This is a genomic window from Pseudomonas sp. No.117 (assembly GCF_054558395.1).
Map to the genome: position 1 here is coordinate 340,054 of NZ_BAAJNP010000009.1, position 10,692 is coordinate 350,745.

The 10,692-nt window shown below is 66.8% G+C and carries 13 protein-coding genes; 5 read left to right on the forward strand and 8 right to left on the reverse strand.

The window, feature by feature from the left end:
• Positions 1–148: 148 nt before the first annotated feature.
• Positions 149–979: an IclR family transcriptional regulator gene (locus tag ACYJP6_RS22565; protein ID WP_459478026.1), complete on the forward strand. Its 831-nt coding sequence runs from the start codon at positions 149–151 to the stop codon at positions 977–979.
• Between the two features lie 6 nt (positions 980–985).
• On the opposite strand, the gene ACYJP6_RS22570 is transcribed toward ACYJP6_RS22565, so the two are convergent.
• On the reverse strand, positions 986–1,453 hold the full coding sequence (locus ACYJP6_RS22570) for an RNA methyltransferase (RefSeq protein WP_007160503.1): 468 nt from the start codon (positions 1,451–1,453) through the stop codon (positions 986–988).
• 97 nt (positions 1,454–1,550) lie between these two features.
• On the opposite strand from ACYJP6_RS22570, the gene ACYJP6_RS22575 reads away from it, so the two are divergent.
• Positions 1,551–2,294, forward strand: a complete 744-nt coding sequence (locus ACYJP6_RS22575; protein ID WP_459478028.1) for a class I SAM-dependent DNA methyltransferase — start codon at positions 1,551–1,553, stop codon at positions 2,292–2,294.
• Here the strand turns inward: ACYJP6_RS22575 and ACYJP6_RS22580 are convergent.
• Positions 2,291–3,049 carry an SDR family NAD(P)-dependent oxidoreductase gene (locus tag ACYJP6_RS22580; RefSeq protein WP_459478030.1) on the reverse strand — a complete coding sequence of 253 codons (759 nt, stop codon included), beginning with the start codon at positions 3,047–3,049 and terminating at the stop codon, positions 2,291–2,293. The two genes, ACYJP6_RS22575 and ACYJP6_RS22580, sit on opposite strands and share 4 nt — an antisense overlap.
• 176 nt (positions 3,050–3,225) lie before the next feature.
• Here ACYJP6_RS22580 and ACYJP6_RS22585 point away from each other — a divergent pair, with 176 nt between their 5' ends.
• On the forward strand, positions 3,226–4,101 hold the full coding sequence (locus ACYJP6_RS22585; RefSeq protein WP_459478032.1) for a LysR family transcriptional regulator: 876 nt from the start codon (positions 3,226–3,228) through the stop codon (positions 4,099–4,101).
• Between the two features lie 86 nt (positions 4,102–4,187).
• Here ACYJP6_RS22585 and ACYJP6_RS22590 read toward each other — a convergent pair whose 3' ends face one another.
• The 3 genes from ACYJP6_RS22590 to ACYJP6_RS22600 form a co-directional block, all read right to left on the reverse strand.
• Entirely contained in the window at positions 4,188–4,643 is a 456-nt protein-coding gene (locus ACYJP6_RS22590; protein WP_459478034.1) for a GNAT family N-acetyltransferase, read from the reverse strand.
• A 55-nt stretch (positions 4,644–4,698) separates the two neighbouring features.
• Complete coding sequence (locus ACYJP6_RS22595; RefSeq protein WP_459478036.1) at positions 4,699–5,832, reverse strand: GGDEF domain-containing protein; 1,134 nt, start codon at positions 5,830–5,832, stop codon at positions 4,699–4,701.
• Between the two features lie 339 nt (positions 5,833–6,171).
• Positions 6,172–6,600 carry a BRO family protein gene (locus ACYJP6_RS22600; RefSeq protein ID WP_459478038.1) on the reverse strand — a complete coding sequence of 143 codons (429 nt, stop codon included), beginning with the start codon at positions 6,598–6,600 and terminating at the stop codon, positions 6,172–6,174.
• A gap of 170 nt (positions 6,601–6,770) precedes the next feature.
• Between ACYJP6_RS22600 and ACYJP6_RS22605 the strand changes: the two genes are divergently transcribed.
• On the forward strand, positions 6,771–7,196 hold the full coding sequence (locus tag ACYJP6_RS22605; protein WP_459478040.1) for a transcriptional regulator: 426 nt from the start codon (positions 6,771–6,773) through the stop codon (positions 7,194–7,196).
• A 118-nt stretch (positions 7,197–7,314) separates the two neighbouring features.
• On the opposite strand, the gene ACYJP6_RS22610 is transcribed toward ACYJP6_RS22605, so the two are convergent.
• Positions 7,315–7,875, reverse strand: coding sequence for a hypothetical protein (locus ACYJP6_RS22610; RefSeq protein WP_459478042.1), 561 nt, complete (start codon positions 7,873–7,875; stop codon positions 7,315–7,317).
• A 153-nt stretch (positions 7,876–8,028) separates the two neighbouring features.
• On the reverse strand, positions 8,029–9,213 hold the full coding sequence (locus tag ACYJP6_RS22615) for an S-(hydroxymethyl)glutathione dehydrogenase/class III alcohol dehydrogenase (protein WP_459478044.1): 1,185 nt from the start codon (positions 9,211–9,213) through the stop codon (positions 8,029–8,031).
• Positions 9,214–9,362: 149 nt separating this feature from the next.
• On the opposite strand from ACYJP6_RS22615, the gene ACYJP6_RS22620 reads away from it, so the two are divergent.
• Positions 9,363–10,370, forward strand: coding sequence for a GlxA family transcriptional regulator (locus ACYJP6_RS22620; RefSeq protein ID WP_459478046.1), 1,008 nt, complete (start codon positions 9,363–9,365; stop codon positions 10,368–10,370).
• A gap of 117 nt (positions 10,371–10,487) precedes the next feature.
• Here ACYJP6_RS22620 and ACYJP6_RS22625 read toward each other — a convergent pair.
• On the reverse strand, positions 10,488–10,692 hold a 205-nt coding region (locus tag ACYJP6_RS22625), incomplete at its 5' end, for a thiamine pyrophosphate-dependent enzyme (RefSeq protein WP_459478048.1).

Consider the following 10,692-nt stretch of genomic DNA (forward strand, 5'->3'; position numbering starts at 1 on the left):
GCTCGAATGGCGGCGTCCGGTGATTGTGAGTATCGCCCTATGGACCTGAAGGTAAGGGCGACCTAGGATGCAGGACAAGCAGGTTTTTCACTGAATGAACTCTTTTTTAAGATTTATTCATTCAGTGAAATATTTTGGAGTGCTGCAGATGGAAGATTCCAGTGAAAGAAAGGCGGCTGCGGGCGAGCCAGGCGTCGGTGCCATCAGCCGGGTGTTCGCCGTGGTGCGCGCCCTGGGTGAGGGCGATCCTGAAGGCGAGAAGGTCACCCGCTTGGCCGAGCGCGTGGGCCTGTCGCAACCCACCACCCACCGGCTACTGCGCGGCCTGGTGGAAGAGGGCATGGTCGAGCAGTGCGCCCGCAGCAAGAGATACCGCCTGAGCCTGGACTTCTTCGCCCTGGCGGCGCGCGCCGGCCAGGTCGGCAACCTGCGCGACCTGGCGCGGCCGAGTCTGCTGCGACTGTCGGCGTCCCTGGGCGATTCGCTGTTCCTGCTGGCACGCAGCGGCTTCGACGCCATGTGCCTGGACCGCAGCGAGGGGCCCTATCCGATCCGCACCTTCACCGGCGACATCGGCGGTCGCGTGCCTCTGGGTGGCGGCCAGGGCGCCCTGGCGATCCTGGCCTTCCTGCCCGAGGAAGAGCGCGAAGAGGTGATCCGCTACAACCTGCCGCGGCTGCGCGACGCCCATCACTACGACGAGGTGCTGCTGCGCGCCGAGATCGACAACGTCCGCCAGCAGGGCTACGCCGCGCGCAACACCGGGGTGCTGGCCGGCATGGCGGGCCTCGCCGTGCCCATCCTCGACCGCAACGGCCGGGCGGTAGCGGCCCTGAGCGTGGGCACCCTGAGCGAACGCCTCAACGCCCAGCGCCTGCCCACGGTGATCGAACTGCTCCGCCGCGAAGCCGGGGTGATCGCCGCGCGCATCAACCCCTTCGATCCGGTCTTGCGCCGGCCGACTCAGGGTTTTGGTTGAAAACTCTTAGAACAGCGGACCGGAGCGGGTGTTATTGCCCTTGGCCAGCCGGTCGTAGAGCACCACATTGACCGTGGCCGCGAGATTCATGCAGCCCTGGGTGGGGATGTACACCACGTCCTCGCACCAGTCGCGCAGCTCCTGGCTCAGCGAACCGTCCTCGGCGCCGAACAGGTAGAGCGCGCGGTCTGGATGGGTGTACTCGGGCAGCGGCCGGGCGCCGTCCACCAGCTCCACCGCCACCGGCACGCAACCCAGCGGCAGGATGCGGCGCAGGTCGTCGATGTTGATCAGCGGGATGTCCTGGTGGACCTTCTTGGTGTCGGTGACGAAGTCCTTGGCGCGGTCGTAGCGGGTGCCGGTATAGAACACCGAGGCCACCCCGTAGCAGCCCGCGGCCCTCATGATGGACCCGACGTTGGACGGCGACTTGGGGTTGCTCAGGCCGATGCAGGCGTATCTCTTGTTGCTCACGTCAGGGGACTCTCGGGAAAACCGCCAGTATAAGGCGTCCATCAGCGCGAAAACCGACTAAGATGCGCGCCCGCGTCTCCAGCCTCGAGCCCCTGCGATGTCCGCCACCGCCCTCTACACCGACCTGTCGGCCTACTACGACCTGCTCTGCGCCGACATCGACTACGGGGCCCAGAGCCAGGCGGTGCTGCGTCTGCAGCGGCTATTCGGTAACGGCGGCACCCGCCATCTGGACCTCGCCTGCGGTACCGGTCCCCATGTGCGGCACTTCCTCGATGCCGGCTTCCAGAGCAGCGGGCTGGACCTCAATCCGCCGATGCTGGCCCAGGCTGCGCTGCGCTGCCCCGAGGCCCAGTTCTCCTGCCAGGACATGTGCGCCTTCGAGCTGGAGCAGCCGATCGATCTCATCACCTGCTTTCTCTATTCCCTGCACTACAGCGGTAGCCTCGAACGGCTCCAGGCCTGCCTGGCGCGGGTCCACGCGGCCCTGACCCCGGGCGGCCTGTTCTGCTTCAACGCCGTCGACAAGCGCCGCATCGACAATGGCTCCAGCGTCGGCCACAGCGTCGCGCGGGCCGACGGCCACTTCAGCTTCGCCTCCGCCTGGCACTACCCGGGCGAGGGCGAGCACCAGCAACTGCGTCTGCGCATCGAACGCCGTCACGCCGGCCAGCAGCAGACCTGGCAGGACGAGCACCCCATGGTGGCGGTGGACTTCCCCGAATTGCTGGTCCTGCTGGAACCGCACTTCGAGGTCCAGGTGCTGGAGCACGACTACCAGCGCATCGAACCCTGGGCCGGCGAGGCGGGCAATGCGCTGTTCGTCTGCGTCAGGCGCTAGTGGGCATGGGCATGCATCCCGCCATCCACCGCGATCACATCGCCGGTGAGGTAGCGCGCCAGCGGTGAGGCGAGAAAGGCCACCACGTGCCCTACGTCTTCCGGCTCGCCGAAATAGCCGATGGGAATGTGTCGGGCGATGAAGGCCTGGCGCGCCTCGGGCGTCGGGTGCAGCCGCTGCAGGATCTGCTCGGAATTGATCCGCCCCGGGGCGATGGTGTTGACCGTGATGCCCTCGGCCGCCAGCTGACTCGCCAGCCCCTTGGACCAGAACTGGATCGCCGCCTTGGCCGCCCCGGCGCCGTTCACGTCCCGCGGCTCCATGCTGCCGCTGAAATTGACGATGCGTCCCCAGCGTCTTTCGCGCATTCCACCCAGCAGCGCCTGGGTCAGGCGGCGGGTCGCGGTGAAGTTAAGATTCCAGGCTTCGTCCCAGGCGGCGTCGTCCGCATCCACGGGTATGGGCCGCGATCCGCCAGCGGTATTGATCAGGATGTCCACCCGGCCCAGCCCGTCCTCGGCTTCCCGTGCCAGGCGCTGGACGTCTTCGGCGTCGGTGATATCCGCCGCGATCACCAGCGGCCGGGCATGACCCGCCGCCACGATCTCCTCGGCCAGGCCCTCCAGGGCATCCCGCCGCCGCGCGGTGATCGCCAGCCGAACGCCTTCAGCCGCCAGGACGCGGGCGATACCCGTGCCTATGCCCATGCTGGCACCGGTCACCAGGGCGGTACGGTCGTGCAGTTGCAGATCCATGATCGATTCTCCACTTCAGGGTCGTAGGGTGGAAAACGGCGCAGCCTTTTCCACGGGTTTGGCTGAGCGCAGCGAAGCCCAACACTTCGCCACCTCACCCACGCCACTAGCCTCAACCACCACCCAGATGAGATAAACACCCTCCCAGTGCGAGGATTCCTTAGCAGGAGTGTGGAATGGATCTGCTCGACAGCATGCAGGTGTTCGTCGCCGTGGTGGAGCGTGGCAGCCTGGCCGCTGCGGCCCAGGCGCAAGGCATCTCGCCGACCATGGCCGGCAATCACCTGCGCAGCCTGGAAAAGCGCCTGGGCCTGCAACTGCTGGTGCGCACCACCCGGCGCCAGCGGCTGACCGCCTTTGGCGAGGGCTACTACGCCCGCTGCCGCGAGATCCTCGCCCTGGTCGCCGACACCGATCGCCAGGCCGAAACCCAGCGCCTGGCACCCGCTGGCATCCTGCGCGTGTCGGCGCCGGTGTCCTTCGGTACCTACGGCCTCACGCCGCGGCTGGGCGACTATCTGGCGCGGCATCCCCAGGTCACCCTCGATCTGGTGCTGAGCGACCGGGTCCAGGACCTGGTGGAGGAGGGTATCGACATCGCCATCCGCATCGGCGAACTGGCCGATTCCTCCCTGGTGGCGCGACCCCTGGCGCCCTATGTGATGTGGTGCTGCGCCGCGCCCGGCTATCTCGCCCAACGCGGCACGCCCGAGCGACTGGCCGATCTGGAGGCCCACGACTGCCTCGGCATGGACCCTCGCGCCCTGAGCCAATGGCGCGCCCAGACCGGCACCCCCTTCGGCCCGCTGCCACCCGGCCGCCTGCACCTCAGCAACGGCCCCGCTCTGCGCCTCGCCGCCCTGCAAAGCCTCGGCGTCATCCTGCAGCCGGCCTTCCTGCTGCAGGACGACGTCGCCGCCGGCAATCTGGTCCGCCTCTTCCAGGGCCAGGAACTCACCCGCCCCCTGACCGCGCTCTATCCCCAGACGAGATGGCGCTCGGTGACGGTGAGGAGCTTCGTGGAGTTCTTGCTAACGGAGTTCGGCCCGTAGCGTGGAAAACGGCGAAGCCTTTTCCACTGGCGCCACCAACGTACGACTCCAAAGGTCTCGCGTGGATAAGCTTCGCGTTGTCCACCCTACCTTGCCAATCGCTTCTCCATGAACACACTCAACGGATCATCCCGATAGACGCCGAAGGGGCCGCGCCGCCCATAGCCTGCCGCCGCATAAAGCCTCAAGGCTTCCGGCTGATAGGGCCCCGTCTCGAGGCGTGCGAGCTCGCACCCACGGGCTACCGCCTCATGTTCCAACTCCGCCAACAGGCGGCCGCCCAGCCCCTGTCCACGACCCCTAGGGCTCACATACATCCGCTTGATCTCACCATAGCCCTCATGCAACACCATGGCGCCACAGCCCAGGGCACTGCCGCTGTCATCGCGGGCGACCAGGAACAGCACGTTCGGTTGCTTCAGCGAGGCGAGATCCAGGGCGTGGCGACTTTCCGGTGGATAGAGGAGATCCTGGTAGGCATCCAGTTCGGCGATCAGGGTGATCACCTCGGGTTGGTCGGGCGATTCGAGGGCGATGGGCATGGCGGCTCCGCTCAGGCGATCCCCCGAGCCTAAGCCATAATCCCGCGGCAGCCCATCACCCCAGGCTCACGCGCAGTCCATCGCGCCCGCCGCGCTTGGCCTCGTACAGGGCGCTGTCGCCTTGCTCCAGCAAGGCTGCCAGACTCGCCGGCGGCCGGTCGAACAGCACGGCGCCCAGGCTCAGGGTGACTGGTTCGGGTGTGTTCAGGCGTTGCGCTGCCAGCTGGTTGAAACGCTGGCGCAGGGTTTCGGCCAGGCGCACGACCTCGAACTGGGTCGCCTCGCCCAGCAGGACGACGAACTCATCACCCCCCAGCCGCGCCGCCAGGGCCTGGCGGGGCAGGGTGGTGCGCAGCAGGTCGCTGAGGGCGATCAGCAGGCCGTCGCCGGCGGCGTGGCCATGCAGGTCGTTGACCAGCTTGAAGTTGTCCAGATCGATCAGCAGCAAGGCACCCGGACGCTCAGCGGTGGCCTGGAGCAGCAGGCGCGGGGCCTCCGCTTCCAGGGCGCGGCGGTTGTAGAGCCCGGTAAGGGGATCGCTGCCGGCCAGGCGCTCGATGTGCTGCTCGCGTCGATAACGCACCGTGCCGGTCATGGACAGGGCGATCAGCATCACGGCGACCACCCCTTCCACCAGTGAGATCTGAATGATGGCGCCGCGGTACACCGTCAGGTCGATCAGGGTGCCCGGGGTGAGCGGCGGGATCATCTTGGCGAAGTAGAACAACCCGTGGGCCAGCAGCACGACGTGCAGTTGCCGCTCACCCGCGTTGCGCCGGCGCAACAGCAGGCTCGCCCGCACTGCCAGGATGCCGATCAGCAGCGACTGCACCACCAGCATCACCTTGGACCACCAGGGCTCGCTGGGTAGTAGCAACAGCCCCAGCCAGATGACGGCGAAGGCCCACCAGCCCAGGCTCAGGCGGTGCCCGACGAAGCGCGCCACGCCGATGAGGAAGAGGCCATGCACCAGGATCAACTGGCCATTGGCGTACCAGATGCCCACCAGTAGCAGCCCCTGGCTGCGCAGCAGGGCGAGGATGCAGCCCAGGCTGATCAGCGCGAAACCGGCGCTCCAGTACAGCAGCGCCGATTCGCGTACCGACCGCCACTCGATGGCCAGATAGCCCGCCGCCGCGGCCGCCAGGGCGATGGTGAGGATCAGCATGGTAGGGGCATCGAGTGCCATGGGTGAGACGAACCTTGGTGACGGGTGTTGAAGGTCGGGCGTGCTGTAGCGGGGGCGGACGCCGCCCAGGCCAGTGGGTCTGGCAAGGGTCGCCAGTTTATCCTGATCGGCCGCTTCGCTTGCGGGATGATAGGCGGTGATAGTCAGGAACCGCGAACCCCCTGGATCAGCGGCGGCGATCCTTGGGGTTATCGGCCGCAGCGCCCGGACCTTGATAGGCGTGGGCTCGAGCGGAAGGCGTTGCGCAGCGGCCAGGGCCATGGCCCTCGCGGCTGGTGGTACGCGGGTGAAGGCTGGCGATCGGCCCTAGCCTCCGCACCACGGCTTGCAGCCGGTCGCTTAGAAACGGAGGCGCGGCCCGAGCGCCGCGGCGACATCGGCCAGCTTGACCCAGTACTGGTCCCGCCAGCGCAGCCGAGCCAGCGGCTTGCTATCAACCCGCACCTGCCCCTCCTGGGCGGGCACGATGCGGCAGAAGAACAGCTTGAGACAGTCGTCGCGTAGCCATTCCTCGAAGGCGGCCGCCTTCTCGCTGGGGCTATGGATCAGCAACCGCAGGGTGTTGGTCAGGTCGATGAGCCGCACCGTACCCTGTTCGGCCCCTGGACGCAGGCCATTGCCGCTGCAGTGGCTGCGCACGGCCTCCTGGGCATCGGGATAGCCCAGCACCCTGGCCACGTCGCGGCAATCGAACCAGAGCTGTCCATCGACGAATTGATAGAGCCGCAAGGGGCGACCGGCATAGTGCATGAGCTGAGGGGTAGGCATTCCATTACCTCCGTACCGGCAACAGCGCGCAAAGTTAGCTGCTGATCGCAGGGTGCTTACGGCTGAAGCGCCGCTGTCGTCCTGGTAGGCGTGAATGAAATCACAAATCTCATTTTTCCTGCAAATCAAGGTTCAAACCGGGACGGAAGTGGACTTTAACGTCCCTCTCCATGAATGACAGATCCGACTTCGCCCAGCGCCTGCGTGCCGCCCTGCTCGCCGCCGGCTATCCCGACCGCCCCGCCGTAGTGGAGCGGGAATTCAACTCGCGCTACTGGGGCCGCTCCGTGACCTTCCAGGCGGTATCGCGCTGGTTGAGCGGCAAGTCCATCCCTACCCAGGACAAACTCCAGACCCTCGCCCAGTGGCTGCAGATCGATCCCCAGGTGCTGCGCTACGGCGAACAGGCCCTGGCGACGATCCGCGAACCCCGGGGCAACTGGGAAGCCCCCGAACACTATCCCGAACGCGAGGCCATCGAAGCCTTTCTGAAACTCCCGGACGAGCAGCGCAAGGTCGTACGGGACGTTATCCAGGCCTTCGCCAAGGCCGCTGAATCGCCACCGACGGTGAAGGGCGGCAAAGGGAAGGCTTGATTGGGGCGAGGCCCGGTAGCTGCTCAGTGAGCGCCAGCTTGACCGGCGTTGGGCTTCGCTCCGCTTAGTCCACCTACGTGTAGAAGCTGCCCTTTCCCCTTACGCTTGGCCTGGAAGGTCAGGAGGTTTTCTGCGGAACCTGCCAGTCAGGCCGTTCGAGAGCTTCCAGCAGCGGCCCGAGGCCGGTCGAGCTTGGCGCCCGCGCACGCGCGGTGCGGGCGTCCAGCCAGGGATAGTCCAGGGCTTGCAGCCAATCCAGCAGGGGTTGCAGGTCCTGCGCTGGCGCAACGTCCATCCGTTCGATGGTGATCGTCAGCTGGGATACCCGGCCGGACGCTGGATCGAACCGCCAGAGGTACTCCCCATAGCCAATGCGCACCTCGCCCGTCTCCTTCAGCGACATGCCCACCAGCCAGTGGCAGTCATGGGCGAGGGCTCCCTCTCGCGGCGGTTCGCCGAGGCAAAAGGTGTAGATGTTTTCGTAGGTCTGGTTGAAGCGACGGACCAGGGTCTCGGCGATGGCCGCGATGCCCGCGAGTTCGGTGGGGAAGGAGATGGTGCTGGTGAGCACCGCCATGTTGACCGTCGCGTCCGGGGTGAAGGCCTGGCGTAGCAGGTCGGGTCGATTGCCGTCCTTGGCCCTGATATAGGACTCGATGGCGTGGCGGTGGGTTGGCATCTGGTCTACTTCCTTGGTTGGCGCCCGTGGGCGGCTCGCTGCCCGCTCAGCAGCCAGTAGAGGCTGGCGTGAGCGGGCAGTCAAGCGACCTGCTTGGCCGGAGGCGCTGCTGGAAGGGGACTTACGGCGGGCAGCGTCGCCTGGCTCCAGGGATCAGGGCGCGGCCAGGGTCTTGCCGTGTCGATCCACGATCACGCCGGGCAGGTCGTGGCTGAGGGTATCCCCTTCGAGATAGTGCACCACCGAGCGGATCGCTTCGCCGCGCTTGAGGAGGTCGAAGGCGACGTTCAGGGCTTCGTGCCCCATGTTGTGGGTGATGTAGGGATCGACATTGATCTCGCCACGCAGCCATTCGTCCACCATCTGCGGCAGTCCGCTGCGGCCGAGGACGCCACCGAAGGCCGATCCCCGCCAGACGCGACCCGTCACCAGCTGGAAGGGGCGGGTGGCGATTTCCTCACCGGCGCCGGCCACGCCGATGATGACGCTTTCGCCCCAGCCCTTGTGGCAGCACTCCAGGGCCGCGCGCATCAGCTTGACGTTCCCGACGCATTCGAAGGAGAAGTCCACGCCGCCATTGGTCATCTCGACGATGACCTGCTCGATGGGCGCCTTGAAGTCATGGGGATCGAGGCAGTCGTGCGCACCCAGGGCGCGTGCCAGGGCGAACTTGGCCGGATTCACGTCGATGCCGATGATGCGGCCGGCGCCCTGCAGGACCGCGCCCTGGATCACCGCCATGCCCACCGCCCCTAGGCCGAACACGGCCACGGTATCGCCAGGCCGTACCTTGGCGGTGTTGCGCACCGCGCCGATGCCGGTGGGGATGGCGCAGCCCATGATCGAGGCCTTGGCCAGCGGTGCCTCGCGGCTGATCTTGGCCACGGCGATCTCGGGCAGCACCGTGTATTCGCTGAAGGTGCTGGTGCCCATGTAGTGGAAGATCGTCTTGCCCTTGTAGGAGAAGCGACTGGTACCGTCCGGCATCAGGCCTTCGCCCTGGGTCTTGCGGATGCTCTGGCTGAGGTTGGTCTTGCCCGACTTGATGTAGGGGCAGTTCGGATCCTCCGGGGTATAGAGGGGAATGACGTGATCGCCTGGCTGCACGGAGGTCACGCCGCGTCCGACCTCTTCGACGATGCCGCAGCCTTCGTGACCCAGGATGCAGGGAAAGCGGCCCTCGGGGTCGCGTCCCGACAGGGTGAAGACATCGGTGTGGCAGAGGCTGGTGGTGACGATACGCACCAGCACCTCGCCGTCTTTCGGACCTTCGAGGTCCACTTCTTCGAATTCCAGAGGCTGGTTGGGTGCCCAGGCGATGGCTGCTCGTGTCTTCATGGCGCTGTCCTGTAAGTGTTATAATGTAACGATATCTAGCTTACCGACTGCCTGTGAGGAGGAGCGAGGCCAGGAGCGGAGCTTGGCGCGGAACGACGGAATCTTGTCCGTTTCTGCGCCCTAGCGGAGGCGTCTGCCCGGCCAGGGGTATGGATACGCAACGGAGCTACCGGACGCAGCGCGTCGATCTCGTCATCTACCCGGGCTTCAAGGCGCTCGAGGCGACCAGCGCCCTCACGGTCTTCGAGTACGCCAACGCCAAGCGGCTGGACGTTGGCCTGCCGCCGGCCTACGAGCTCCGCCTTTGCGCACCCGATCCCGGCATGATTCCGTCGGATACCCAGATCGTGCTGGAAGCCCGGCACGGACTGGCGCTGGAGGCGGACATCGCCTTGATCGTCGGCGCCCGCGACATCGACCGGGCCCTGGCCGAGCAACCACGTCTGGTGGACTGGAGCCGGCGCCTGGCCCAGCGGGCAGCGACCCTGGTCGGGGTGTGTTCGGGAGCCTTCTTCCTGGCCGAGGCGGGGCTGCTGGATGGCCAGCGCGCCACCACCCATTGGCGCCTGGCGAACGGCCTGGCCCAGCGCTATCCGCGGATCGACGTCGTCGAGGACGCCATCTTCCTGCAGGCCGGACGGCTCTGGACCTCGGCGGGCGTCACGGCGGCGCTCGACCTGGGGCTGGCGCTGGTCGAGCGGGACCTGGGCCTGGACCTGGCCCTGGCGGTGGCGCGGGACCTGGTGGTCTACCTCAAGCGCCCGGGCGGGCAGTCGCAATTCAGCCACTTCCTGCACAGCCAGATGACCCAGCATGCTGGAGTACGGCAGCTACAGGAATGGATCCTGGGCAACCTCGACCGGCCCCTGAGCCTGGCCGTCTTGAGTGAACGAGCGGCCATGAGCCCGCGCAACCTGGCGCGGGTCTTTCGCCGCGAGACCGGCTGCTCACCGGCGGAATTCGTGGAGCGCGGGCGCATCGAGCTGGCGCGGCGACTGCTGGAAGAGGGCAAGGCGCCGCTCAAGCAACTCGCCCAGCGCTGCGGCTTCAGCTCGGACGACCACCTGCGCCGGGTCTTCCAGCGGCAGCTGGGCGTCACGCCCAGGGCCTACCAGCAGCGTTTCGGGCGAGGAGCCGAGGCGCTTGGCGAGCCTTGAGCTGCACGCCTGGCGGCGCGAAGGAGCCACTCCAGAGCAGGGAATAAAGCCCTGGCCAAATGAAAAACGCCCCGACCTCACGGCCGGGGCGTTTGCTCAGCTACCCAGGCTACCCAATCAGACGGCCGCGCTGCGTTCCTTGATGTCCTGGTGCAGGATGCGGTCGTTCTCGGAGTAGTCCACCGGGCAGTCGATGACGTGGACGCCGGGGGTGTCCAGGCAGTGCTGTACCAGCGGGGCGAAGGCGGCCGCGCTTTCCACACGGTGGCCCTGGGCGCCGTAGCTTTCGGCGTAGCGGACGAAGTCCGGGTTGCCGTAGTCG

Excerpts from the sequence above, each read along its gene's own strand:
- ACYJP6_RS22580 (WP_459478030.1), bottom strand. The coding sequence starts at position 3,049 with ATGGATCTGCAACTGCACGACCGTACCGCCCTGGTGACCGGTGCCAGC.
- ACYJP6_RS22615 (WP_459478044.1), bottom strand. The coding sequence starts at position 9,213 with ATGAAGACACGAGCAGCCATCGCCTGGGCACCCAACCAGCCTCTGGAA.
- ACYJP6_RS22565 (WP_459478026.1), top strand. The coding sequence starts at position 149 with ATGGAAGATTCCAGTGAAAGAAAGGCGGCTGCGGGCGAGCCAGGCGTC.
- ACYJP6_RS22590 (WP_459478034.1), bottom strand. The coding sequence starts at position 4,643 with ATGCCCATCGCCCTCGAATCGCCCGACCAACCCGAGGTGATCACCCTG.
- ACYJP6_RS22620 (WP_459478046.1), top strand. The coding sequence starts at position 9,363 with ATGGATACGCAACGGAGCTACCGGACGCAGCGCGTCGATCTCGTCATC.
- ACYJP6_RS22575 (WP_459478028.1), top strand. The coding sequence starts at position 1,551 with ATGTCCGCCACCGCCCTCTACACCGACCTGTCGGCCTACTACGACCTG.
- ACYJP6_RS22605 (WP_459478040.1), top strand. The coding sequence starts at position 6,771 with ATGAATGACAGATCCGACTTCGCCCAGCGCCTGCGTGCCGCCCTGCTC.
- ACYJP6_RS22585 (WP_459478032.1), top strand. The coding sequence starts at position 3,226 with ATGGATCTGCTCGACAGCATGCAGGTGTTCGTCGCCGTGGTGGAGCGT.
- ACYJP6_RS22600 (WP_459478038.1), bottom strand. The coding sequence starts at position 6,600 with ATGCCTACCCCTCAGCTCATGCACTATGCCGGTCGCCCCTTGCGGCTC.
- ACYJP6_RS22610 (WP_459478042.1), bottom strand. The coding sequence starts at position 7,875 with ATGCCAACCCACCGCCACGCCATCGAGTCCTATATCAGGGCCAAGGAC.
- ACYJP6_RS22595 (WP_459478036.1), bottom strand. The coding sequence starts at position 5,832 with ATGGCACTCGATGCCCCTACCATGCTGATCCTCACCATCGCCCTGGCG.